At 58.8% G+C, this 23,259-nt stretch carries 24 protein-coding genes; 4 read left to right on the top strand and 20 right to left on the bottom strand.

Features of this window, described 5'->3' with window-relative positions; genetic code table 11:
- Positions 1–74: 74 nt before the first annotated feature.
- From rpoZ to pyrR, 9 genes are all read right to left on the bottom strand, one after another.
- Positions 75–377: a DNA-directed RNA polymerase subunit omega gene (gene rpoZ / locus MHK04_RS01685; RefSeq protein ID WP_005324891.1), complete on the bottom strand. Its 303-nt coding sequence runs from the start codon at positions 375–377 to the stop codon at positions 75–77.
- 40 nt (positions 378–417) lie between these two features.
- Positions 418–987 carry a guanylate kinase gene (gmk, locus tag MHK04_RS01680; protein WP_023021478.1) on the bottom strand — a complete coding sequence of 190 codons (570 nt, stop codon included), beginning with the start codon at positions 985–987 and terminating at the stop codon, positions 418–420.
- 8 nt (positions 988–995) lie between these two features.
- Positions 996–1,316: an integration host factor, actinobacterial type gene (gene mihF, locus MHK04_RS01675; RefSeq protein ID WP_005328460.1), complete on the bottom strand. Its 321-nt coding sequence runs from the start codon at positions 1,314–1,316 to the stop codon at positions 996–998.
- 259 nt (positions 1,317–1,575) lie between these two features.
- Positions 1,576–2,415, bottom strand: a complete 840-nt coding sequence (gene pyrF, locus MHK04_RS01670; RefSeq protein ID WP_239207657.1) for an orotidine-5'-phosphate decarboxylase — start codon at positions 2,413–2,415, stop codon at positions 1,576–1,578.
- A complete protein-coding gene (gene carB, locus MHK04_RS01665) occupies positions 2,399–5,740 on the bottom strand; it encodes a carbamoyl-phosphate synthase large subunit (protein ID WP_239207656.1) in 3,342 nt (1,113 codons plus the stop codon). The genes pyrF and carB overlap by 17 nt, the downstream gene beginning before the upstream one ends.
- Positions 5,741–5,765: 25 nt before the next feature.
- Positions 5,766–6,947 carry a glutamine-hydrolyzing carbamoyl-phosphate synthase small subunit gene (carA, locus tag MHK04_RS01660; protein WP_239207679.1) on the bottom strand — a complete coding sequence of 394 codons (1,182 nt, stop codon included), beginning with the start codon at positions 6,945–6,947 and terminating at the stop codon, positions 5,766–5,768.
- A 23-nt stretch (positions 6,948–6,970) separates the two neighbouring features.
- Positions 6,971–8,308: a dihydroorotase gene (locus MHK04_RS01655; protein ID WP_239207655.1), complete on the bottom strand. Its 1,338-nt coding sequence runs from the start codon at positions 8,306–8,308 to the stop codon at positions 6,971–6,973.
- Between the two features lie 34 nt (positions 8,309–8,342).
- Positions 8,343–9,299: an aspartate carbamoyltransferase catalytic subunit gene (locus tag MHK04_RS01650; RefSeq protein ID WP_200287458.1), complete on the bottom strand. Its 957-nt coding sequence runs from the start codon at positions 9,297–9,299 to the stop codon at positions 8,343–8,345.
- Positions 9,300–9,301: 2 nt separating this feature from the next.
- The gene (gene pyrR, locus MHK04_RS01645; protein ID WP_049360744.1) at positions 9,302–9,910 is read right to left on the bottom strand and encodes a bifunctional pyr operon transcriptional regulator/uracil phosphoribosyltransferase PyrR; all 609 of its coding nucleotides are present in this window, start codon (positions 9,908–9,910) and stop codon (positions 9,302–9,304) included.
- A 142-nt stretch (positions 9,911–10,052) separates the two neighbouring features.
- On the opposite strand from pyrR, the gene MHK04_RS01640 reads away from it, so the two are divergent.
- The 3 genes from MHK04_RS01640 to MHK04_RS01630 all read left to right on the top strand — a co-directional run bounded on the left by MHK04_RS01640 (position 10,053) and on the right by MHK04_RS01630 (position 12,658).
- Entirely contained in the window at positions 10,053–11,396 is a 1,344-nt protein-coding gene (locus tag MHK04_RS01640) for a TIGR01777 family oxidoreductase (RefSeq protein ID WP_239207654.1), read from the top strand.
- 265 nt (positions 11,397–11,661) lie between these two features.
- Entirely contained in the window at positions 11,662–12,153 is a 492-nt protein-coding gene (locus MHK04_RS01635) for a YbjN domain-containing protein (protein ID WP_239207653.1), read from the top strand.
- The gene (locus MHK04_RS01630) at positions 12,146–12,658 is read left to right on the top strand and encodes a YbjN domain-containing protein (protein WP_239207652.1); all 513 of its coding nucleotides are present in this window, start codon (positions 12,146–12,148) and stop codon (positions 12,656–12,658) included. The genes MHK04_RS01635 and MHK04_RS01630 overlap by 8 nt, the downstream gene beginning before the upstream one ends.
- A gap of 84 nt (positions 12,659–12,742) precedes the next feature.
- On the opposite strand, the gene MHK04_RS01625 is transcribed toward MHK04_RS01630, so the two are convergent.
- The 3 genes from MHK04_RS01625 to efp form a co-directional block, all read right to left on the bottom strand.
- Positions 12,743–13,597: a PPK2 family polyphosphate kinase gene (locus MHK04_RS01625; protein WP_239207651.1), complete on the bottom strand. Its 855-nt coding sequence runs from the start codon at positions 13,595–13,597 to the stop codon at positions 12,743–12,745.
- 109 nt (positions 13,598–13,706) lie between these two features.
- Positions 13,707–14,336 carry a transcription antitermination factor NusB gene (nusB, locus tag MHK04_RS01620; protein ID WP_239207650.1) on the bottom strand — a complete coding sequence of 210 codons (630 nt, stop codon included), beginning with the start codon at positions 14,334–14,336 and terminating at the stop codon, positions 13,707–13,709.
- An 11-nt stretch (positions 14,337–14,347) separates the two neighbouring features.
- Positions 14,348–14,911 carry an elongation factor P gene (gene efp / locus MHK04_RS01615; protein WP_023021466.1) on the bottom strand — a complete coding sequence of 188 codons (564 nt, stop codon included), beginning with the start codon at positions 14,909–14,911 and terminating at the stop codon, positions 14,348–14,350.
- A 263-nt stretch (positions 14,912–15,174) separates the two neighbouring features.
- On the opposite strand from efp, the gene MHK04_RS01610 reads away from it, so the two are divergent.
- Positions 15,175–16,071 carry a GDSL-type esterase/lipase family protein gene (locus tag MHK04_RS01610; protein WP_239207649.1) on the top strand — a complete coding sequence of 299 codons (897 nt, stop codon included), beginning with the start codon at positions 15,175–15,177 and terminating at the stop codon, positions 16,069–16,071.
- Here the strand turns inward: MHK04_RS01610 and MHK04_RS01605 are convergent.
- The 8 genes from MHK04_RS01605 to mltG all read right to left on the bottom strand — a co-directional run bounded on the left by MHK04_RS01605 (position 16,068) and on the right by mltG (position 23,237).
- Positions 16,068–17,174, bottom strand: coding sequence for a M24 family metallopeptidase (locus MHK04_RS01605; protein ID WP_239207648.1), 1,107 nt, complete (start codon positions 17,172–17,174; stop codon positions 16,068–16,070). The two genes, MHK04_RS01610 and MHK04_RS01605, sit on opposite strands and share 4 nt — an antisense overlap.
- Before the next feature lie 119 nt (positions 17,175–17,293).
- Positions 17,294–17,722 (bottom strand): type II 3-dehydroquinate dehydratase, encoded by a 429-nt coding sequence (gene aroQ / locus MHK04_RS01600; protein ID WP_200287445.1) that lies wholly within the window; start codon positions 17,720–17,722, stop codon positions 17,294–17,296.
- A gap of 3 nt (positions 17,723–17,725) precedes the next feature.
- A complete protein-coding gene (gene aroB, locus MHK04_RS01595) occupies positions 17,726–18,796 on the bottom strand; it encodes a 3-dehydroquinate synthase (protein ID WP_239207647.1) in 1,071 nt (356 codons plus the stop codon).
- A gap of 64 nt (positions 18,797–18,860) precedes the next feature.
- Positions 18,861–19,397, bottom strand: a complete 537-nt coding sequence (locus MHK04_RS01590; protein ID WP_239207646.1) for a shikimate kinase — start codon at positions 19,395–19,397, stop codon at positions 18,861–18,863.
- Positions 19,398–19,400: 3 nt separating this feature from the next.
- Positions 19,401–20,612 carry a chorismate synthase gene (gene aroC, locus MHK04_RS01585; RefSeq protein ID WP_200287441.1) on the bottom strand — a complete coding sequence of 404 codons (1,212 nt, stop codon included), beginning with the start codon at positions 20,610–20,612 and terminating at the stop codon, positions 19,401–19,403.
- A gap of 68 nt (positions 20,613–20,680) precedes the next feature.
- Complete coding sequence (locus MHK04_RS01580; RefSeq protein ID WP_239204059.1) at positions 20,681–21,073, bottom strand: prepilin peptidase; 393 nt, start codon at positions 21,071–21,073, stop codon at positions 20,681–20,683.
- 113 nt (positions 21,074–21,186) lie between these two features.
- Positions 21,187–22,014: a shikimate dehydrogenase gene (locus MHK04_RS01575; protein ID WP_239207645.1), complete on the bottom strand. Its 828-nt coding sequence runs from the start codon at positions 22,012–22,014 to the stop codon at positions 21,187–21,189.
- 29 nt (positions 22,015–22,043) lie between these two features.
- On the bottom strand, positions 22,044–23,237 hold the full coding sequence (mltG, locus tag MHK04_RS01570; protein WP_239204544.1) for an endolytic transglycosylase MltG: 1,194 nt from the start codon (positions 23,235–23,237) through the stop codon (positions 22,044–22,046).
- Positions 23,238–23,259 lie beyond the last annotated feature (22 nt).

Raw genomic sequence — 23,259 nt, 5'->3', positions numbered from 1 at the left:
GTGCACCCCTAGCCGGGGATACACGTCCGTGGCGACGCGTGGAGCCTACAAGCTATTGCACGCTTGTGCGCTAGCTACTTGCCTTCCTCGTGGTCCAGCAAGCCAGCGTCAATTTCGCGCAATGCGATGGACAAAGGCTTTTCGCCTGGCTCTGGAGTAACCAGTGGGCCTACGAATTCGAAGACACCTTCATCCTGCTCTTGGTAGTAGCTATTGATCTGGCGGGCGCGCTTAGCAGCGAAGATGACCAAAGCGTACTTAGAGGAAACCTTGTCCAAAAGCTCATCGATCGGGGGATCAGTAATGCCGATCGGATCATCAAATACTGGCTCCGCCTTTGCGGCTTCAGTGTTAGAAGGGGTGGTCACGTTAGTCACATGCACCTTTACATTGATTGAAGATGGTCAAAAAGGAGGTCTATGCCTGCAGGATATCACTGATGGCAGCCACTGCCTGGTCCAAATCCTCGTTAACAACGACGTGGTCGAACTCATCCTGTGCGGCTAGTTCCTCATGCGCAGTTTGCAACCTACGGTCAATGACGTCTTGCGGCTCGGTACCGCGGCCGGTGAGCCGCTCCACAAGCACGTCCCATGATGGGGGTGCCAAAAAGACCAAGTCTGCCTCCGGCAGTGCTTTCTTAACACTCCTAGCGCCCGCAAGATCAACCTCAACGAGCACTGGGCGTCCTGCGGCCAAAGCTTCCTCTACCGGCTGAGCAGGGGTTCCAGAGCGCTGCAATCCACCGTGAATATCAGCCCATTCGAGCATTTCCCCGGCGTCGATTCGCTGCTGGAAGGCTTCTGGGGTGACGAAGAAGTAGTCAACACCATCCTGCTCCCCGGGACGGGGCTGGCGCGTAGTCATCGACACGCTAAAGTACAGCCCCTCGACGTCACTGCGCAGACGCGAAACCACGGTGGATTTTCCCACTGCGGATGGCCCCGCCAGAACGACGAGGCGACCGCGTGCAGTTGCGTCAGCCATGGTTGTAACTATTCGCCGTAACCGAAACGCTCGAGGAGAGCACGACGCTGACGCTCACCCAAGCCGCGCAGACGACGGGTCTGAGCGATCTCCAGGTCCTCCATGATTTCCTTAGCCTTGACCTTGCCAACCTTCGGCAGAGCCTCGAGGAGTGCAGAAACCTTGGTCTTGCCGATGATCTCATCGGTCTCAGCCTTTTCGAGCACGTCCTTCAGGTCGGTCTCGCCGCGCTTGAGCGCAGCCTTGAGCTCAGCGCGAGCCTTACGGGCCTCAGCGGCCTTTGCGAGAGCTTCCTTGCGCTGCTCATCAGTCAACTTTGGAAGGGCCACGGGTTTCCTCCGATTCATTAGATTGATTCTGTTACGTCTAGTACTTGGTACCAGATTACGGTTGCCTAACGCAGTTTATACACCGCGGAAAGTTATCAATAACCTTCGGGCAAACCGACTTCTGGTAATCCTAGCACTGCTCATTGAACGGTGACGATTAGCGGGTCCAAAAGCACGCCTATTTTAGCACGTCACCGCACATACCTTAAACAAAGTACCAGGTAAGCAGCGCGGCCAGTAATCTGCCACGCCGCCCCTTTTAGTCCCGGAACTCCTGAGCCACGCGATTCACCGCTTTGCGCAGGTCAGCAAGAGCAGGTCCTTGTTCCAATACTGCTCGGGACACGTTCGCGAATCCCAGCGATGGCCGAGCAGAGACAATGCTGTGCACTTGCTCTGGGCCAGCACCTTGGGCGCCAACGCCTGGCAGAAGAACCGGGCCATTGAGCGCATCCAGGCGAGGTGGATTGTCCAAAGTAGCCCCAACGACTACCCCGATGTCTCCCGGCTTGTCGGCCTTGTGCGCCGCTACATTGAGCGCGGCACATTCATCGACCACTCCTTGTGCGATGGTGCTCCCCTCGCCTACTGGGACGGCTTGGATGGCACGTGCCTCCGGGTTGGAGGTAGCCGCCAAGACGAATACGCCGCGTCCGGTTTCTTCGGCCTTGCTAAACACCGGGCCTAACGCACCAACGCCTAGATAGGGAGACACGGTCACCGAATCTGCGCGCAGGGGTGAGCTATCACCTAGCCAAGCATCTGCGTAGCCGGCCATGGTCGAGCCAATATCGCCACGCTTGGCATCGGCCACGGTCAGGCATCCCACCTCGCGTAGGGACGCCAAGACGTCCTCGAGGACCGCAAACCCCTGGGAACCGAAGCGCTCGAAGAAGGCAACCTGCGGCTTTACCAAGGCAGCGGTATCGCTGAAGGCTTCTACGCAGCGCATGCTGAAGGTCCGCAGACCATCAGCGGTGGGCTCCAGTCCCCACTTTTCCAGCAGATACGGATGCGGGTCTATACCCACACAGAGGCGACCACGCGACTGTCCCGCTGCCTCAAGTAGCTCACCAAATCCCTTAGTTTTGTGGGCCATGCTCAAGCTCCTGAAGCGCGCGTACCTGCAGGTTGCCAATGCGCATCGCTTCGATACCTTGGACGGCTGCGGTTACGCCCTGCACGGTGGTTACCAGCGGGATTTCCATGTGGACCGCGGCAGCGCGGATATCGTAACCGTCGTGGCGCGCGCCTGCAGAGCCCGCAGGGGTGTTGAGAATCCAGTCGATTTCACCGTTGAAGATCTTATCCACGATGGACTCTTCGCCTTCCTTAGCCTCAGAGACCTTGGCGGCAACCTCACATTCGATGCCATTGCGGCGCAGCATCTGCGCCGTACCGGCGGTAGCGACGATGTTGTAACCCATGTTCGCCAAGCGCTGGATCGGGAAAATCAAGGTGCGCTTGTCCCGGTTGGCGACGGATACGAAGATAGTGCCCTCCGTAGGCGGCACGGCGAAGGCAGCGATTTCGCCTTTGGCGTAGGCCGCACCGAAGTTGGTAGCCAAGCCCATAACCTCACCGGTGGACTTCATTTCCGGCGACAGCAGCGTATCAAGCAGGCTGCCATCGGTCCGGCGGAAGCGGTTAAACGGCAAGACCGCTTCTTTGACTACGATCGGGTGCTCCAGCGGCAAGGAACCACCGTCATATTCAGAAGGAATCATGCCTTCGGCGCGCAGCTCCGCGATGGTAGAGCCCATCATGACGCGAGAAGCTGCCTTAGCTAGTGGAACGCCGGTCGCCTTGGAGACAAATGGCACGGTACGGGAAGCACGTGGGTTGGCCTCGATGACGTAGAGGATGTCGTCCTTCAGGGCGAACTGAACGTTCATCAGGCCCTTGACGCCAATACCCTCCGCTAGAAGTCGGGTGGAGGTGCGGACCTTTTCGATATCCTCTGGTCCCAGTGTCATAGGCGGCAGTGCACAGGAAGAGTCACCCGAGTGGATGCCGGCTTCCTCGATGTGCTCCATCACACCGCCCAAGTAGACCTCGTTGCCGTCGCAGAGTGCGTCGACGTCGATCTCGATCGCGGAATCTAGGAAACGGTCCACCAGGACCGGGTGGTCCGGGGAAAGCTCGGTAGCACGCTCGATATAGTCTTCCAGCGCCTTTTCGTCGTAGACGATCTCCATACCACGGCCGCCCAAGACATAGGACGGGCGGACCAATACTGGGTAGCCGATAGAGGAGGCAACCTCGCGCGCCTCAGCAAAGGAGGTGGCGGTGCCATACTCTGGTGCTGCCAATTCGGCTTCGTCGAGGACCTTGCCAAACTCGCCGCGGTCCTCAGCGGAGTCAATAGCTGCTGGGCTGGTGCCAACAACTGGTACTCCTGCCTCCTCCAACCGGGCTGCAAGGCCCAGTGGAGTCTGGCCGCCGAGCTGAACAATGACGCCGGCAACATCACCGGAAGCGGCCTCCGCGTGGTAGACCTCCATAACATCTTCGAAAGTCAGCGGCTCAAAGTAGAGGCGGTCCGCGGTGTCATAGTCAGTGGACACGGTCTCTGGGTTGCAGTTGACCATGACGGTCTCATAGCCCTGCTCCGAGAGCTCGAGCGCTGCATGCACGCAGGAGTAGTCAAATTCGATACCTTGACCGATGCGGTTCGGTCCGGAGCCCAGAATAATGACCTTACCCTTGGAGCCCTCCGGTGCGGGGCGAACCTCGGTCTCGGCTTCCGGATCAAGCTCATAGGAGCTGTAGTGGTATGGGGTCTGTGCCTCGAACTCGCCGGCACAGGTGTCAACGGTCTTGTAGACAGGGCGGATACCCATGCGCCAGCGCAGGCTGCGTACGCCATCTTCGCCGTTGAATTCGGGGCGGAGGGCGGCAATCTGGGCGTCGGAAAGCCCAAAGACCTTGGCCTCGCGCAGCAGCTCCTCGGTGAGCACTGGGGCATCGATAAGCTCCTGGCGGAAGGCGACCAACGTGGCCAGCTCAGCAATGAACCACGGGTCTACGCCGGAAGCCTCATGGACCTCGTCCACCGAGGCGCCGAGGCGCAGGGCCAATTCAATGTCGTACATGCGGCCCTCGGTCGGGCGCTCTAGATCCTTGAGTACCGCCTTGAGGTCACCAGCGCGCTCGCCGGCGAAGTACTCATCTGGCTTGGTCCAGAAGCCATTGGGCTTGTTTTCCAAAGAACGCATGACCTTATTGAGGCCCGCGATGTAGTTGCGGCCAATTCCCATGGCCTCGCCCACGGACTTCATGGTGGTCGTCAAGGTATCGTCTGCGCCTGGGAACTTCTCAAAGGCAAAGCGCGGGGCCTTGACAATGACGTAGTCCAAGGTGGGCTCGAATGCGGCCTTGGTTTCGCCGGTGATGTCGTTTTGTACCTCATCCAAGGTGTAGCCGATGGCGAGCTTGGCAGCCAGCTTGGCAATGGGGAAGCCGGTGGCCTTGGACGCCAGCGCGGAGGAACGGGACACGCGCGGGTTCATCTCGATGACGATGATGCGACCGTCTTCTGGGTTGACGGCGAACTGGATATTGCAGCCACCGGTATCGACGCCGACCTCGCGGATAATCGCGATACCAAGGTCGCGCATCTTCTGGAACTCACGGTCGGTCAGGGTCAGCGCTGGGGCAACCGTAACGGAATCGCCGGTGTGCACGCCGAGGGCGTCAACGTTTTCGATGGAGGCCACGACCACGACGTTGTCGTCGCCATCGCGCATGAGCTCGAGCTCGTATTCCTTCCAGCCGAGAATAGACTCCTCAATAAGCACGTTGGCCTCAGGGGACGCGGCCAGGCCGCCGCCGGCAATGCGGTCTAGGTCCTCATTATTGAAGGCCAGACCTGAGCCCAAACCACCCATGGTAAAGGAGGGGCGGACCACTACAGGCAGGCCGAGCTTGTCGACGGTCTCGTGTACCTCATCCATGTTGTGGCATACCGCGGAGCGAGCGGACTCGCCGCCAATGGAGGCGACAATATCCTTGAATTTCTGGCGGTCTTCGCCGCGCTCAATGGCGTCAATATCGGCGCCGATGAGCTCAATGCCGTACTTGTCCAGAATCCCCTTGCGGTCCAACTGAACCGCCGCATTCAGCGCGGTCTGACCGCCCAGGGTGGCCAGCACGGCGTCAATGGGGTGGCCCTCTTCTTGCTCTTTGACCAGAATCTTTTCGATGTAGTCCGGCTCAATGGGCTCGACGTAGGTGTGGTCCGCGAACTCGGGGTCCGTCATGATGGTGGCCGGGTTGGAGTTGACCAGGGTCACCCTCAAGCCTTCCTCCTTGAGCACGCGGCAGGCCTGCGTGCCGGAATAGTCAAACTCGCAGGCCTGGCCGATGACGATAGGGCCGGAGCCGATGACCAGGACGTGGTTGATGTCGTTGCGCTTTGGCATAGTTTTTCTTCCTTTTCCTGGTTGTTTACTTATTCGGGGTGTGGTTAGCCATCAGTTCTTCGAACTGATCAAAAAGCGGGTTGGCATCGTGCGGTCCAGCTGCGGACTCGGGGTGATACTGCACGGAATAGGCCATGCCATTCTTCAAAGCAACGCCCTCTACGGTGTCGTCATTGAGGCAGATGTGGGTGACCTGCGCGGGGCCAAAGTCCGTGGCGAACTCTGCGTCCTTGCTGTCTAGGTCATAGCCCTCCGGCGCCTTGAGCGCGAAGCCGTGATTCTGCGAGGTGATATCGATCTTGCCGGTTAAGTTATTGCGCACTGGAACGTTGATGCCGCGGTGGCCGAACTTCATCTTGTAGGTATCCAGGCCCAACGCGCGCCCAAGGAGCTGGTTGCCAAAGCAGATGCCGAAGAACGGAATCTTTGCCTCAAGCACCTGCTTGATGATGCCCACCATCTCATCGGCCGTAGCCGGGTCGCCCGGGCCATTGGAGACGAAGACGCCATCCGGGTTATAGGACTTCACCTTGTCAAAGGAGGTATTTGCAGGCACAACGATGGTCTCAATCCCGCGCTGGGAGAAGTGGCGCGGGGTCGCGGTCTTCACACCCATATCGAAGGCAACGACGGTGTACTTCTTCTCCCCCACGGCCTCAACCGTGTAGGGCTCATCCGTAGATACCTCCGCGGCGAGGTCAGCGCCCTCCATGGAGTCCTGGGACTTAACTTTCTCTAGCAGCTCCTCTACTGGACGCTGCGCATCCTCGCCGGAAAAGAGTCCGGCGGCGATAGAGCCGTAGTTGCGCAGGTGGCGTACCAAGGTGCGGGTATCGATGCCGCGAATACCGATGACGCCTTGCTTTTCCATCTCCTCGCTCAAGCTGCGCTCTGCGCGCCAGTTGGATACGCGCTGGGCGAGGTCGCGGATAACGAGGCCAGCAACCCAAATACGGTTGCCATGGGACTCATTGTCCTCATCATTCCACCCGGTATTGCCAATATGCGGTGCTGCGGAAACCACAATCTGGCGGTGGTAGGACGGGTCCGTCATGGTTTCCTGGTAGCCGGTCATCGCCGTGGTAAATACGGCCTCACCCAAGGTGGTGCCGGTGGCACCAAAGCCATAACCGCGGAAGGTGCGCCCGTCCGCGAGAACGAGGATTGCTGGGGTTCTATCAGTCACGTCGTGGCCTTTCTCTGCCATATAGGTGGTCTCAGTGTGCAAGGTTAGTCTTCTTCGGAGGCTGCCAAGTCAAAAGTGACGGCTCCTCGCAAAATGGTGTGGGTAACGCGGGCGCCGAACTCTTCACCTGCATACGGGTTGTTTTCGGACTGGGATGCCAGCTTGGAGGAATCAGACACCCAGTGGTGGGCTGGGTCCACAATGGTCAAGTTCGCGGGCTCGCCTTCTGCGATGGGACGGCCGTGACCCGGCAGGCGGGTGATTTCCGCCGGGCGCTCGGACATGACGCGGGCGACAAAACGCCAATCGGCCAGCCCGGTCTCAACGAAGATTTTGGCGATAACGGCCAGGGAAGATTCCAGGCCCAGCATGCCTGGGCGGGCATTTTCAAACTCCACGCACTTGTCCTCGGAGCCGTGCGGGGCATGGTCAGTGGCCACGCAGTCGATGGTGCCGTCGAGCAGCGCCTGGCGCAGGGCTTCGGTATCGCGCTCCTCGCGCAACGGCGGGTTAACGCGGAAGAGGCCATCGTAGGTGCGCAGCTTATCGTCAGTCATCAACAGGTGGTGCGGGGTGACCTCAGCGGTCAGCGGGATGTCCTGCTCCTTGGCCCACTTGAGTAGCTCCACGGTTCCCTGAGTGGACGCGTGACAAATGTGTACGCGATTGCCATAGTCGCGCGCCAAGAGGGCATCGCGGGCGACGATAGATTCTTCCGCCACGCGCGGCCAACCGCGCAGGCCTAGTTTGGCTGCGGTCTCGCCTTCGTGGGCCGAAGCACCCCCGGTCATGCGGTCATCCTCGGCGTGCTGAGCCAGCAGTACATCCATACCCTTGGCGTATTCCAAGGCGCGACGCATCAGCTGCGGGTCCTGGACGCACTTGCCATCATCGGAGAACATGCGGACCTTGGCATCCGAGCGGGCCATCATGCCAAACTCGGTAAGGGTCTTGCCCTCCAGGCCCTTGGTAATAGAGCCCACTGGGTGGACGTCGCAAAGCGCCAAGGCCTGGGATTTAGCCCACACGGATTCCGCGATGATCGGCTGATCGGTCACCGGGTTTGTATTGGCCATAGTAAACACGGCGGTGAAACCACCCTTAGCGGCAGCCTTGGAACCGGTCTCGATGGTTTCGGTGTCCTCACGGCCGGGCTCGCGCAGGTGCACGTGCATATCCACGAGCCCCGGTAGCAGAACGTTGCCCTCGCCATCAATGACCTTAGCGTCTTGTGCCGCAACGTCACCGCCAATGGCTGAAATAACGCCATCTTTAACCAGCACACTGGTGGGCTCGCCTTCGCCATACAAGCGCACATTCTTAATCACAAGTGGGGATTCCGCCGGCGCGGAAAGGCGACCGGTTTCTGGGTAAGTAGTCATTTTCTCTCCCTAAGGTTGATTGCGGGTCGCGATATTAAATGCCGGCGTTTTCGCCATTGGTCAGCAGGGTAAACAGCACGGCCATGCGGGCGTGCACGCCGTTGTGTACCTGCTGCAGGACGGCGGTTTTATCCAGATCGGCCACGCCATAATTGATCTCCATGCCGCGCAGCATAGGGCCAGGGTGCATGACAACGGCGTCTTTGTGCATTGCCGCCGCGCGGTCCTTGGACAGGCCGAAGAGGTTGGCGTATTCGCGGTGGGACGGGAAGAAACCGCCATTCATGCGCTCTTGCTGCACGCGCAGCATCATGACCACATCGGCCTCGGCGATCTCTGCATCAAAGTCATAGGACACGCGCACCGGCCAATTCTCCACCCCGAAGGGCATGAGCGTAGCTGGCCCCACGAGGGTTACCTCTGCCCCCAGCGTGTTAAGCAAATCCACGTTAGAGCGCACCACGCGCGAGTGCAGGCAATCGCCCACAATTTTCACTTTGAGACCGGCAAAGCCTTGCTCGCCCTGCAAGCCGAGTCGTTGCCGCATGGTTACCGCGTCAAGCAGCGCCTGCGTTGGGTGCTGGTGGGCGCCATCACCGGCGTTGATAACGGAGGGGCCCTTGCCCTCAGGGGCTACCCACTGGGCCAGCTGCTGCGGTGCACCAGAGGAAGGGTGACGCATGATGATCGCATCGGCGCCGATGGCGGCCAAGGTAAGGCCCGTATCCTTCAGGGACTCGCCCTTCTTTACCGAGGAGGTAGAGGCGGATAGGTTGATGACGTCCGCCGACATCCACTTGCCGGCCGTTTCAAAGGAGGAACGGGTGCGAGTGGAGTTTTCATAAAAAAGCGTATAGATGGTGCGCCCGCGCAAGGTAGGAAGCTTTTTAACTTCGCGGCCTTCGAGGGCCTCGCGGAAGCGATCCGCTTCATCCATCAGGCCGATAATTTCAGACTTATCGAGCTCCGCCATATCGATGAGGTGCTTCATGGTTATGCCTCCCCCTTCTCAGTGCCTGCGGCATCGAGGTTGACGGCAGCTCGGGTCAGCACGACTGCGTCTCGACCGTCAATCTCATTGTTATATACGGTGACGTCTTCTTCTCGCGCGGTAGGCAGGTTTTTGCCCACGTAATCCGCGCGGATGGGAACCTCGCGGTGGCCGCGGTCAACCAGGACGGCGAGCTGGATAATGTCGGGCCGGCCTACGTCGCTTAGCGCATCAAGGGCGGCGCGAATCGTGCGGCCGGAATACAAAACATCATCGACCAGGATGACAATCGCGTTATCGATACCGCCGGTAGGAATGGTGGTGGGTTGCAATGCGCGATGCGGCTTATTGAGCAAATCATCGCGGTAGAGGGTGATATCGAGGGAGCCCCATGGGACTTCTACCCCGGAAAATTCTGCGATCTTAAGTGCAAGACGCTGTGCTAGCGGCACGCCACCAGAGGGAATGCCAAGCAGAATGACCCGCGGAGCCTCCGCGGAATCGAGCGCCGTTTTTTCAATAATCTGGTGCGCGATGCGTGCAACGGTACGCGAGACATCATCGGAGCTTAAAAGCTCCAATTGCTTCGCGGTAGCGTTAGTTTCACTCATCGTGACCTCCTTCCCCGCCTCACGGTGCGGTCTTTAAAGGATGCCGATAGATGGTCTCAAAAGTGTCTATGGTGTTAGACACAAGATACTTTAGCACTCCACCCGCCATCCGGGTGAGGCAACCCAGAAAGGTACATCGACGGTGAGTTTTTCTGTACAGCACGTAGTCCCTGCACCCCGCACAGATGTCTGGGCCTGGCATACCCGCCCAGGTGCTCTCACCCGGCTCAACGCCCCGTTCGCCTTTATGACCCCAGTGCAACAAGCACAGAGCCTGGGTGATGGCACTTCGATTCTGCGCTTGCCTGGTGGCCTGCAGTGGAAGGCACAACATGTGTTGTCCCGTTACCAGGAGGGTTATTCCTTTAGTGATGAGTGCGTCAATTCCCCGCTGCGCCAGCTGACTCAGTGGCGCCACACCCACACCTTCGCCGAGGACCCAGCCGGTACCCGGGTGACGGATGAGGTGGACACGCGCGTTCCTTCCGCCGCATTGAAATCAGTCTTTGCCTATCGTCAGCATCAGCTGATTGAAGACTTTGCCTTCTTCAAGCGGCTGCGCGATGCAGGACTTAATACCCAACCATTGACCATTGCGATGACAGGTTCGCGCGGCAGTGTCGGCACGGCGCTTACCGCGCAGCTACGTACCGCCGGCCATACAGTGATCCAGCTCGTGCGTGGTAAGGCGGGCAGTGGCCAGCGCCACTGGAATACCAACCTCCCCGATCCGCACTTGCTAGACGGCGTGGACGTCCTTGTCCACCTTGCGGGCGAGCCCATCTTCGGCCGTTTTAATGAGGAACACAAGGCTGCCATTCGGGATTCCCGCGTGGGCCCTACCCGGAGCTTGGCTCGCATCGCCGGCGAAACGCCATCCGTAAAAGCCATGGTCTGTGCCTCTGCTATCGGCTTTTATGGCGCAAACCGGGGCGAGGAAGTCTTAACTGAGGACTCCGAACCGGGCGAGGGATTCTTAGCCGATGTCGTGCGCCAGTGGGAGGACGCCTGCGAACCCGCCCGCGCAGCGGGCACCCGCGTAGTCAATATCCGCACCGGCATTGCCATGTCAGGCGGCTCCGGCCTACTGCCGCTGCTCCGAGCCCTCTTCTCCACCGGACTGGGTGGCCCCTTTGGCGATGGGGAATTCTGGTTTAGCTGGGTTGCCATCGATGACCTCACGGATGCCTATTTCCGCGCCATTGTGGATGATTCGCTTGCCGGCCCGGTCAATGCGGCCTCCCCCAATCCTGTGCTCAATAAGGATTTTGTGGCTGCATTGGGCAAAGAACTCCACCGGCCGGCTATTGTGCCCGTGCCCTCCTTTGGTCCTGCGCTCTTGCTCGGGCGCGAGGGCGCCCAGGAGTTAGCCTTGGCAGAACAGCGCGTAGCCCCCACCGTGCTCACCGAGCTCGGTCATAGCTTCCGCTACTCCACTATCGACGCCGCCTTGGCGCATGAACTGGGTGGCGAAAGCCTCTGCTAGTTGCGGGCCACTCCCCGTGGACGCCCCAGACACGTTTGGCGCAGCGCCACCGGAGTGCGACGCAATTTGTCGGTCAGCCAAAGGTTGTGGGCAGTGATTCACCATCGCAGCTCTTTACGGCAACGCGCACGTACTGCACCACCCCGATATAACTTCCGAGCAAGACCTGCGGTGTTCTTCTCCTGCCGGAAAGCACGGGTGTAGTTAGGTAGGCTAGGAAGGGTTGACCTTAACCCCGATTAGTACATGGATTGAGACTGTTTAAGTGTCTGAAGAACCAACACTGTATCCCGATACGCCGGTAGAGCCCGTTACTCTCGAGCGTATTGGTGAGATCTTTGAGTCCGAAAACCTCGAGTACCGCCTAGAAGAGCAGCCTGTAGGCGAGGACGAGACCGTACGTATCCTGCGTACCGGCTTTTCCAATGTTGCCATTGCTATGCAGGTTCGCGATAACGTCCTTGTCGCCGATTCTGTCTGGCGCGGCAACGTCCCTTCTTCTGAGGGACCAAGCCTGCTGATGGTTCTCAACCAGTGGAACCAGCAGCACTTTGCACCGACCCTGCGCTTTTTCGAATCCGCAGAAAACAATCTCGCGGTCTCCGGTGTGCGCGAAGTTAATGTGGAGCACGGCCTTTCCCGAAACCAGATTGGTTCCTTTGTGATGTCCACCCTGGACTCCATGCTGCAGTCCTTCGCCTTCGTCGAGGAACATTACCCACAGCTCGTGACCTGGGAGGAGCACAACCATGACTAATGCATCTACGGAAAATAACCTGCCAGAAATCAGCCTGGACCGCGTTATCGAGGCGATGCGCGCCTTCGATATCGAGCTGACCACAATGGATGCAGATATCGAGGCGGCCACCGCTAACCTCAATGGTCTGCCTACCATGTTCGCGGTACTAGACTCCGTTGTTATCGTTCGTTGCGACGTGCCTACCGACGCCGCCTATTCCAAGGCCGACGCTGGCCTATTCTTGGCTGCAAACCAGATCAACTCGGTAGCTTTCGGTGCGCGCGCGGTTATCTCAGAGCACGATGACATGCTCGTCGTGCGCACCGAGCGCGATATCCCCGCTGCCGCTGGTATGAATGACGAGCAGCTGCAGGCAGCCTTAAAATCTGCAGTAGACGGCGTAATTCGTGGGCAGGACGCCATGGTCTCTGCTGCAGAAGAGATGGCCAAGCTTGGCTCCGAAACTGCTGGCAAGGCCAGCACGGAAGGCGATAACTCGGGTGCTGGAGATGCCACGAGTTAGCTAAGCCCGCCAAAGAACCAAGCTCCCTGAGCCCGCCGTTCCTCACATGGAAAAGGCGGCAGAAAGGGAGCTTTTTGTGCACAATTACTCGGCGTCGAGAATGCGCTGGCGTTCTTCTTCCGGATCAAAATTCGGTGCGGGCCAAGAAAGCTCTAGGTGGCGCAACGCGTCCACGATGAGGAACTTCAATGCCATGCGGGCGTACTTCTTATTATCTGTGGGGATGACGTACCACGGTGCCCAGATCTCGTCCGTTCGGCGAATGGCATCTTCATAAGCAGCCATGTACTCGTCCCAGTATCCGCGCTCCTCAATATCGGATGGGTCGTATTTCCAATATTTGTCCTCGCGTTCGGTGCGCTCAAGCAAGTTTTCTTTTTGGAACTGTGGAGAGATATGCAGGAATATCTTTAAGATCTTGACGTTTTGGCCGGCAAGTTCCTGCTCATAGTCCCGGATGGCTGCAAAACGGCAGTCCACTTCGTCTTCGTCTACCCATTTATGCACCCGCTGGATGAGCACATCTTCATAATGGGAGCGGTCGAAGGCCACAATCTGGCCCGGCACGGGGTCATGTTTGCGAATGCGCCACAAAAAGTCGTGCTCCAGTTCCTCGTCTGTCGGTTTGCCAAAGCCGACAGTTTTGGTGCCTTGCGGGTCAAAGACCGAAAAGACATTACGGATGGCACCGCCTTTGCCGGAGGTGTCCATTCCTTGTAAAACTACGAGCAAGGAAGGAGCGCCTTCTTCGTGGGCGCGGCCATTGGCAAAGAGACGCTCCTGAAGGTCGTAAAGCTCTTCATCGTAATGCCCGAAACGATCAGCTAGGTCAGATTTGGCGCCACTGAAGCCCGGTGTAGTGGTGGGGTCCACATCAGCGAGGCGGAAATTCCTCCCTGCCCTCAGGCCCAGTGCATCATGAATCTTAAATTTGCCCATGCCTACCATGGTACAAAAATACCGCCCGCAGCCAGCCTGGTATTTCAACCAAGCCAGCTGCGGACGGAAAATGGCTCACGCTAAGGGGCGCGGCTACTACTCGCCGGTATTACTGGGCCGAGTCTTCCGCTGGTGCGGAGGCCTCATCAGTTGCGGCTGCGTTGCCCGCAGTCTTTGCTGATTCGACCGGGGACACGGTATCCGTCGTGTCTTCATCCGCAGCAGTATCGTGCCCGTCTTCTTCTAGGCCCTGGTGTTCTGCAGACATTGGGCTTTCGGCGGAGCGGGACTGCGCCACATCGTCCAATACCGCGTGGATATACGGTGCCGCCTGCTCATTGGAGTACTGAGAGGCGATTTCGACGCCTTCTACTACAGCGGTAGCAGTAGGAATATCGGGATTGAAGAGCAGTTCCCAGACCGAAACGCGCAGGATAGCACGATCTACTGCAGGAATGCGGTGTAGCTCCCAGTCCTCGGAAAGGTAGCGAGAGATAGTCTCATCGATGACATCAAGCTCTTCCGCTGCCCCCTTGATAATGACCTTGGTGTACTCGGCAATCGGCGCTACCGCATTGCGATCCTCGCGCGCCAAAGCGATGCGGTCCTCCACGATGGCTACGGGATCGATGTCTCGATTCTCAGCTTCGTATAGGATGTCCGCGGCGCGGCGACGTGCACGATAGCGCGCGGTGTGCCGCTTGTAGTTAATGTCGCGCTTAGGGGTGTTATCAGACACAGCCAGATGCCCTAGTTGTTGACGCGGGAGAGGTACTCACCGGTGCGGGTATCGATCTTGAGAACATTGCCGATCTCGATAAACAGCGGAACCTGGATCTCCGCGCCGGTCTCCAAGGTGGCAGGCTTAGTGCCGCCGGAGGAACGGTCACCCTGCAGGCCAGGCTCGGTGTGCTCGACCTTGAGGTCTACGGAAATAGGCAGCTCTGCGAACAGCGCCTCATCCTCGTAGAAGGAAACTTGTACGCGCATGTTCTCCAGCAGGAAGCGAGCGGCATCGCCAAACTTCTCCGGCGGGAGCTCGAACTGCTCAAAGGTCTTCTCATCCATGACGACGTAGCTGGTGCCATCGTTGTAGAGGTAGGTCATATCGCGGCGGTCCACGGTAGCGGTCTCTACCTTCACGCCTGCGTTCCAGGTCTTGTCCACGGTCTTGCCGGAGACAACATCCTTAAGCTTGGTACGCACGAAGGCTGGGCCCTTGCCCGGCTTTACGTGCTGGAACTCAACGATCTGCATCAGTTTGTTGTCGATCTTCAGAACGAGGCCGTTCTTGAAGTCAGTAGTATCAGCCATTGCGGTTAAACTCCCGAAATTGTGGACTAAAGGTTGAAAACAATGATCAAGCCTACCGGACAACTGCCTTTCGGGGTATTACTGGTCCCCCATTTCCGCCCCACACTTCTGCCCTATCTTGGCTAAAAGAGAAACTTCCGCAGCTTGTGACCATACGCAGCAGGTGGAGAACAGACACGTAATGGTTTTTATCCAACGATAACTGGCTGTACGGTACAGTCTTGCCGTATTAATTTTTCACATTTCTACCAAGGATTTTTGCGATGCCTTTCAAGAAGCTTTCTGCTGTGGCTACCGTGACTGGCGCAGCTTTAGCAGCACTTAGCGCTCCCCAAGCATTGGCGGCGGATGCCCAAACCGTGATGTTCGGCGATTCTATCTTCGCTAACCCTACCTATGGCCAGATCGGGACAACCTCCAGCCTGTCCCCCGCAGCGGACACTGCTCTCTCGTCTGCTACCCATGGCATTGAAGACACCCCGGGTGCACCTTCCCCGCAGGGCTGCCCGCAGGGTCACAGCAATGTAGGCCGCGAACTTGAGCGGGTTTCTGGCCAGCACGTAGCCAACTACGCCTGTTCTGCCGCGAAAGCCGCCGGCCAGTCGCACCGCAAGGACTTCGAGGAGCAGATAAACGGGGCCATTGCCAATAACGATCTCAATGGTGCGACCAAGAATGTTTTGATTCAGTTCGGCGCCAACGACCTCCAGGAAATTTTGCGGCCATCGCTGTCTTCCGCCAATCCTTATTTTGACGGCATGAAGCGTTCCATCCAGCGCGTCCGTCAGGCCGCGCCTCATGCGCACATCACCGTGGTAGGGTATCCCGCCATCTCCGCCCGTAACGGCGCCGTATGCCCAATACGCACGTCTGCGCCGGGTTCCACCGACGCCGGTTTTAATCTGGATTATGCAGGCCTAGTGCGCACCGGCGAGGACCAAGTCAATAGCGCGATGTACAAGGCAGCACGTGCCAACGGTGTCCAGTACTACGACCTACGCGCCGATTCCATCAACCATGGCATGTGTGCGCCGGATAGCACACGCTGGATTTCCGGCAAGTGGGAGTACTCCGTACCGCACAACCTTTTCAACCACCTCACGCACCTGGGCAACCGCAACGTCGCCCAGCTGCTCAACTCCAAGGTGCTCAGCCACTAGGCGGGTAGCTCGGTAAACTCCTTCGTCGCGGCGGTGATGATCTTCGGCGCACCATCGGTAATGATAAGAGTATCTTCGATGCGCACACCGCCCTTGCCAGGCACGTAAATGCCCGGCTCGATGGTCAAGGTCATGCCCGCGGCCAGTTCGCCCTTCCCGGTCTGGGCGGCGAAGGGCGCCTCGTGTACGTCGAGGCCTACTCCGTGGCCAGTCGAGTGCACAAAGTAATCGCCATAGCCGGCGGCGGAAATAATGTCGCGGCAAGCTGCGTCGACGTCGGCAAGCTTAGCGCCCGGCACCGACGCTGCCACGCCCGCTTTCTGGGCGCGTAGCGCCACATCATAAATTTCTTTAGCAAAGTCATTCGCCGCGCCCACGACGTAAGTGCGCGTGCAGTCGGAGTTGAACCCCCGCAGATGCGCACCGAAGTCGATGGTCACCAAATCTCCGTCCTCGATGACCCGATCGTCCGCACCATGGTGTGGCATGGCCGAATTGGGACCGGAAGCGACGATGGTATCGAAGCTCACCCGCTCCGAGCCGAGCATGCGCATCCGGTACTCCAAATCGGCAGCCACCTGGCGCTCCGTGCGGCCGGCACGCAGCTCGCCTGCGGCCAGGAGATCCTCCAGCGCCTGACTAGCCAGCGCGGCAATTTCCTCCAGCTTTTCCAGCTCGAGTGGGTCTTTAAACAGCCGAATATCTTCAATCACGCCAGTAACGGGGACCAAGGTGACTGACTCTGGGGCCGAATCTTCGAGTTCCTTCAATTCAGATACCGTCAGGTAGTCTGCCTCAAAGCCCACGCGGACCGGTCCTTGCACATCGGCGAATTGCTGCAGGAGCACCTTGCCTACAGCGCGCCCCTGAATAGCTTCCAGATCAGGGACCTCACGGGAAATCTGCGTGGTGTAGCGGCCATCGGTAGCAACCTGTGCGGAAAGATCCTTGCGCAAAAGCAGACCACCATTGGATCCGGAAAACCCCGAAAGATAACGCACATGCGTGAGGTGGGTTACTAAAACGGCATCGATGCGCTGGCTGGCTAGTGTCGCGGCAAGCTTGCGGCGCCGGTCACTAAAGCGGGTATCTGCCAAAGCCATGATTTAAACCTCCTGGGTTGACTGCGGTGTTGAAAGTATTCACCCAGTATATCGACCTTGCCACCGCGGTCGGGCCGTTTTCTTTCCGCCCGGACGCCACGAAGCCCAGTGGGACGCTTCTATTGGCAGAGGTAGTCCACTGCCGCAACATAACCAAAGACCCCCAAGCCAGCAATCACACCGCGGGCAATCGGACTGAGATAGGAGTGATGGCGGAAGGGCTCGCGTGCATGCACATTGGAGATATGCACTTCGACGAATCCGGCTCCCTCCGCCACTTCAGCCAGGGCATCGCGCAAAGCCACCGAGGTATGGGTAAACCCGCCAGGGTTGATAATCACGGGATAGCCCGCATCCGCGGCGGCATGTACCTCTTCAATGAGCTCGCCCTCATGGTTGGATTGAAAACATTCCACCTCTACCCCGTGTTCGGCGGCACGCGAGGCAATCATGCGCTCCACATCGGCCAAGGTGGTTGAGCCGTAGACATCCGGTTGTCGCTTTCCCAAGCGGTTTAAGTTCGGGCCGTTGAGAACAATAATCTTCATCTTCTACTCCGAAATCGCGGCGTAGGCCGCCTCGAGCTCGTCCAAGTCAGGGCCTTCCAGGCGGGTGGTCTCCCCCACCCCGGTCAAGGCCACAAACCGGATTTTTCCGTCCCTATTCTTCTTATCATGGGTCATGGCCTCATACAGGTCGGCGAAATGGCCTGCCTTATACCGCGTGGGAAGCCCAATGCTGTGCAGGATCCGGCGGTGCTTTTCCACCAGTTGAGCGTCAATGAGGCCGCGGGAATGCGACAGGTGGGCGATAAACATCATGCCCACTGCCACCGCGTTGCCATGGCGCCATTCGTAGTTCTCATGGCGCTCCACAGCATGGCCAAAGGTGTGGCCGTAGTTCAGCGTTTCGCGCATACCTGACTCTTTCAAGTCCTGGCTTACCACGGCGGCTTTTACTGCAATGGAGCGCTCTATTAATTCTGGCAAGAAGCCCTGCGGGTCCACGCAGGCCCCAGGGTTGTCCTCATAGCGTTCCAGAATTACCGGGTCATGGATGAAACCAGTTTTGATAATCTCTGCCGAACCGGCAACGATTTCCGCCGCAGGCAGGGTGTCAAGGCGCTCTAGGTCCACAAAGACGGAATTCGGCTCGTGAAAGGCGCCGACAAGATTCTTCCCGGCCGCCGTATTGATGCCGGTTTTGCCGCCCACGGCGGCATCAACCATGGCCAATAGCGTGGTAGGCACCTGGATAATCTTGATGCCACGCATCCACCCAGCCGCCACAAACCCCGCCATATCGGTGGTGGCACCACCGCCTAGGCCGATGATGACGTCACGCCGGTTAAAGCCGTTCTCCCCCAGCTTGTCCCATACACCGCCAACGACGCTGAGCTGCTTGGCCGCCTCAGCATCGGGAACCTCAATGAGCACGGGCACGACCCCCTGGGTCCCAACGAGTTCCGCTAGGTGCTCGGCGGCGGCGCGCAGCGGCGGTTGGAAGACAATGCCTGCCCGGCTAGCGCCAATCTCCGCGCAGCGCTGCGCGATGTCTTCATTGAGACCGGCGCCAATGCGAACTTTATAAGGCTGCGGTCCATTAACGGCAATGGTGGGCATGGTGGTCCTTTCCGTTCGCCGCCGAGGCAGTGTGGCGAGGAACAAGTACGAGCGCAGCGGGCAGCTAAAGGGTATCGAGGAAACCGAGAATATCGCCTACTACCTGCTGCGGGGTTCGGGTATCTGTGCGCACTCGATAATCGGCAACCTCCTGGTAATACGGGCGCCGCACGTCCACTAGGTTTCGGTAATGTTCGAGGGGGTCAGCGGCTGCAAGAACCGGCCGATTGCTATCACCGGAGGTGCGCCTTGCTCCTTCTTCAGGGGAAATATCCAAAAAAATTACCGTGTGCCGCTCCAGGAGGTCACGAGTGGACTCCGTGAGCACTGCCCCGCCGCCGAGACTTACGACCCCATCGGTACGCAACGCGGCCGAAACGTGTTGCGCTTCAAGCGCACGGAAGTCCTGCTCACCGAGCTCGCTAAAGACTTCCCCGCAAGGCTTTGCTTGTGCCTGTTCAATAAGGTGGTCAGAGTCAGTAAATTCACAGCTCAGGGCATGGGATAGGCGGCGGCCAAGTGTGGATTTACCCGCGCCTGGCGGGCCAACCAAAACAACGCGTGGGCGGGGTTGGCCCGTAACGGCGGTTGGGGTGGTCATAACTTACTCCTGGTCAAAAGCAAGGCGGTCCGAAACGTATCTATCATACGCGGCAATAGCCTGAGAGGTTTCTTCGAGGCTATCTCCGCCGAATTTCTCAAGCACAGCGCGCGCAAGAACAAGGGCAACCATGGCTTCTGCTACGACGCCGGCCGCCGGAACCGCGCAGACATCGGAGCGCTGGTGAATGGCAGTTGCCTCGGCGCCGGATTCCATATCAACGGTGCGCAATGCGCGCGGGACGGTAGAGATTGGTTTCATCGCCGCCCGCACACGAAGCTGCTGCCCATTAGTCATGCCGCCTTCGAGGCCACCTGCGCGATTGGTGAGGCGGGAAATGCCCTCAGCGGTACGCACCATTTCATCGTGAGCAGCGGAGCCGCGCCGACGAGCCTCTGCGAAGCCATCACCGATTTCCACTCCTTTGATAGCCTGAATGCCCATCAAAGCGCTGGCTAATTGCGCATCCAAACGGTCATCGCCGGAAATGTGCGAGCCCAGTCCAATAGGCAGGCCATCTACCACGACTTCGACGATGCCGCCCAAGGTATCGCCTTGTTTCTTGGCGGTTTCGATTTCTGCAATCATGGAGGCCTCTGCCTCCTTATCACAGGCGCGCACGGGTGAATCATCGATAGCCTCGATGTCCGCGAACGCCGGCGCAGGGCCCTCATAAGGCTCAGAAGCCCCAATAGAAATGACGTGGGAGAGTACCTCGATGCCGAGGGTCTCGCGCAGGAAGTTGCGCGCGACGGTAGCGGCAGCCACACGCGCTGCAGTCTCACGCGCGGAGGAACGCTCTAGAATGGGGCGCGCTTCACTATGGCGGTATTTCACCATTCCGGCAAAATCCGCGTGGCCTGGACGCGGCCTAGTCAGGGCTGCACCTCGTCCAGAATTCATGGCCTTTATATTTTCTTCATCGTCCATATCCAGTGGATCGGCCGACATGATGGTGGTCCACTTCGGCCACTCCGTATTGCCAATCATTATGGCAATAGGGCTACCCAGAGTCAGCCCGTGGCGGACTCCGCCCAGCACGGTAACCTCATCAGCCTCAAACTTCATGCGGGCGCCACGGCCGTAGCCAAGGCGGCGCCGGGAAAGCTGATGCGAAATATCGGCGCGGGTAATTGGGACCCCGGCGGGCATGTGCTCCAGCAGAGAAATAAGAGCCTGGCCGTGGGATTCACCTGCAGTAGTCCAACGAAGCATGCGGGTATTATCGCACGATGAGGCCAATCCGGTATGAACTTGGCCCCGCAATATATTCTTCCACCCCCTCAAAAAGGGTAAACACAAGCCACGACGAGTGCCGCCGCCAATAACATCGCGGGGCCATGCGCGCTTTCTTTCTGCCCAGCACACACAGACCAGACGAACGTTAACAGGGACGCGCAGCCGCTCGCCGCCACCACCCCTATGAACCCAGCAGCATGCCCTACCAGCATCCCTAAGGGCACGGCCAGCTTAATATCGCCGCCGCCCACCCCTGTATGGGCCAGCCCAAGCACGAGATATATCCCCGGCCACCACAGCCCGCCCCAGTTGGCAAGTACAAGTGACAACGCAGCGGCTGGCAGCGTCAACCAGTCGGGCAAGCGGCGATGCCGAAAGTCCCACCAAGACAGCGCCGCGGCCCAAAGGCAATAAACAATTCCCCCAAAGATCAACACGGGACTTAGAGTAAAGCGAGGTACCGCCTAGCGCTCGAGGCTTCCACTCAGAGGGCGAATTGTGCAGCGTGAGCCAGACGCGAAGGATAGCCCGCACTTGTCCAGGCCTCGTTTTATTTGACAGTTTGCGACCGCCGCTGCAATTCCTCATTCAATGCATTTAGCATCTCTTCCCGCGGTGCGGCCACGCCGGTAAATTGCGCGAACTGGCTAAATGCTTGATATGCGAGCATGACATGTCCGCCGACGGACTTGTACCCGTTGGCCGCCGCGCACGTGGTCAGCGGCGTGGGCCAGGGATCATAAATGACGTCGAGCACCGGTGCGTGGGCGATGTCGAAGACGCAGTCCTCCACCGCAGCGGCGGGAACGGTGGATACAATGACATCGGCTGCGCGAGACAGTGCAGATAGGTCACCATCGAAACCGGTGAAAGAAAGCTCCAGTCCCAGCTCTTGGGCAAGTGGCCGTAGCTCGGCGCTACGGTCCGAGCGATTGAGCACGGTGACGGTAGACACTCCGCGCTCAGCCAGCGCCCACAAAGCTGGACGCGCTGTGCCCCCAGCTCCAATGAGCATCGCGTGCCGTGCGGGGGAATCCCCCAAAAGTTCTATGAGCGCGCCACGCACGCCTTCGGTGTCGGTATTGTCTGCAAACCACCCTTCTTCTTTACGCACCAGGGTGTTTGCGGAACCTATCAGCTGTGCGCGCTCGCTTACGGTATCCGCAAAGCGGAGGGCGGCGAACTTACCCGGCATGGTGACGGAGAACCCTACGAACTCAGGGGTACTCCCCCTCACCAGATCCGGCAAGCCCTCCGCAGCCGTTTCAAAGCGGGTGTAGTCCCAACCTTCGAGCCCGGCAGCCTCGTAGCCAGCATTGTGGAGCACCGGAGACAGTGAGTGCTCGATGGGGCTACCAAGGACTGCCGCACGTGGCATCGGTTCTACCTCTTCGTGGTTTTGCGACTTTATTTGGCGGGCTGCTCGGCAGCGGCGTCGCCGTTGCCGGAACCAGCGCCCTCCCCTTCGCGCTTGGAGTCAAGCACGCCGGAGCGGATGGCGTCATCAACGCGGCCCAAGTGCTCATCGTAGGTATCGGAGAAGACGGTGGTGCCTTCTTCGTCCACGGTGACAAAGAACTTCCAATTGCCCTCAGCAGGTTGCTCCATGGCCTTGATTGCATCATCCGAAGGAGAAGCAATCGGGGTATCCGGCAGGCCCTCCTTTGCGTAGGTATTCCACGGAGTCTTCTCCTCACGGGCCTTATCGGTGGTGGCCAGCTCAACGTCTTCCAAGCCATAGTTCACGGTGGAGTCAAACTCCAAGCGCATCGGCTCGTCCAGACGGTTGAGGATGACGCGGGCGACCTTGTCGAACTCACCTGCTGGCGCCTCGCGCTCCACTAGGGATGCGGAAGTAAGCAGCTCATAAGGGCTCAGACCGATAGCCTGGGCGCGTTCTTCGATCTTGGTCTCGTTGTAGCGCTTGGTAGAGCGGGTAATGAGGTCCTTCAGAATATCCTTGGCCTCCATATTGGGGTCCAGGACGTACTGGCCTGGAGCGATAAGGCCCTCAATGCGCTTAGGATCGTTGCCGCGCTTGTTGATGGCCTCGAGTGCCCACTGTGGCGCACCCAGCTCAGCAGGATCAGTTTCCGCAGCGACCTTTTCTAGGTCTTCCTTCTTCAGGCAGTTGCCATCGTTGCAGCTGACCTCAGAAATCAAGGAGTAGATGCCATAACGAACGTCTCCACCAACAACCTTGACGTCCTCCAAGGTTGCGCCGCCTTGGACTTCGAGCATGTCGACGCGGTTATTCTTATCCAATAGCGCCTCTACCGCGGCGTTGGCACTCATCTCTTCCTGCAGGCGGTAGAAGCCAGGTTGGATTTGGCTTGCGCTATGGTTCATAGACGCAGCAGAGTCAAAGGCGTCTTGGGTCTTGACCACATTCTTTTCCACCAGTGCAGGACCGAGCTCGGACATCGACGAGCCTTCCGGCACCTCCACCAGCTGGGTGGTACCGTTGCCGGTTCCCTCATAATCGGCAGAGGTATTGCCGAGACGGAATCCGATGTAGATAAGGGCGCCAAGGATAACGATGATCGACGCAATGATAACGGCAATGCCGCGCTGGCGGCGCTTGACGTGTTTCGGCTCCATCGATCGACCGAGACGTTCTTGA

This window comes from Corynebacterium nasorum, from assembly GCF_022345765.1.
GTDB lineage: Bacteria > Actinomycetota > Actinomycetes > Mycobacteriales > Mycobacteriaceae > Corynebacterium > Corynebacterium kefirresidentii.
Note: the sequence above shows the minus strand (reverse complement) of the source record. Positions and strands in the feature narration are given on the sequence as shown.

Excerpts from the sequence above, each read along its gene's own strand:
- gmk (WP_023021478.1), bottom strand. The coding sequence starts at position 987 with ATGGCTGACGCAACTGCACGCGGTCGCCTCGTCGTTCTGGCGGGGCCA.
- pyrF (WP_239207657.1), bottom strand. The coding sequence starts at position 2,415 with ATGGCCCACAAAACTAAGGGATTTGGTGAGCTACTTGAGGCAGCGGGA.
- carB (WP_239207656.1), bottom strand. The coding sequence starts at position 5,740 with ATGCCAAAGCGCAACGACATCAACCACGTCCTGGTCATCGGCTCCGGC.
- carA (WP_239207679.1), bottom strand. The coding sequence starts at position 6,947 with ATGGCAGAGAAAGGCCACGACGTGACTGATAGAACCCCAGCAATCCTC.
- MHK04_RS01655 (WP_239207655.1), bottom strand. The coding sequence starts at position 8,308 with ATGACTACTTACCCAGAAACCGGTCGCCTTTCCGCGCCGGCGGAATCC.
- MHK04_RS01650 (WP_200287458.1), bottom strand. The coding sequence starts at position 9,299 with ATGAAGCACCTCATCGATATGGCGGAGCTCGATAAGTCTGAAATTATC.
- pyrR (WP_049360744.1), bottom strand. The coding sequence starts at position 9,910 with ATGAGTGAAACTAACGCTACCGCGAAGCAATTGGAGCTTTTAAGCTCC.
- MHK04_RS01630 (WP_239207652.1), top strand. The coding sequence starts at position 12,146 with ATGACTAATGCATCTACGGAAAATAACCTGCCAGAAATCAGCCTGGAC.
- MHK04_RS01625 (WP_239207651.1), bottom strand. The coding sequence starts at position 13,597 with ATGGGCAAATTTAAGATTCATGATGCACTGGGCCTGAGGGCAGGGAGG.
- efp (WP_023021466.1), bottom strand. The coding sequence starts at position 14,911 with ATGGCTGATACTACTGACTTCAAGAACGGCCTCGTTCTGAAGATCGAC.
- MHK04_RS01610 (WP_239207649.1), top strand. The coding sequence starts at position 15,175 with ATGCCTTTCAAGAAGCTTTCTGCTGTGGCTACCGTGACTGGCGCAGCT.
- MHK04_RS01605 (WP_239207648.1), bottom strand. The coding sequence starts at position 17,174 with ATGGCTTTGGCAGATACCCGCTTTAGTGACCGGCGCCGCAAGCTTGCC.
- aroQ (WP_200287445.1), bottom strand. The coding sequence starts at position 17,722 with ATGAAGATTATTGTTCTCAACGGCCCGAACTTAAACCGCTTGGGAAAG.
- aroB (WP_239207647.1), bottom strand. The coding sequence starts at position 18,796 with ATGCCCACCATTGCCGTTAATGGACCGCAGCCTTATAAAGTTCGCATT.
- MHK04_RS01590 (WP_239207646.1), bottom strand. The coding sequence starts at position 19,397 with ATGACCACCCCAACCGCCGTTACGGGCCAACCCCGCCCACGCGTTGTT.
- aroC (WP_200287441.1), bottom strand. The coding sequence starts at position 20,612 with ATGCTTCGTTGGACTACTGCAGGTGAATCCCACGGCCAGGCTCTTATT.
- MHK04_RS01575 (WP_239207645.1), bottom strand. The coding sequence starts at position 22,014 with ATGCCACGTGCGGCAGTCCTTGGTAGCCCCATCGAGCACTCACTGTCT.
- mltG (WP_239204544.1), bottom strand. The coding sequence starts at position 23,237 with ATGGAGCCGAAACACGTCAAGCGCCGCCAGCGCGGCATTGCCGTTATC.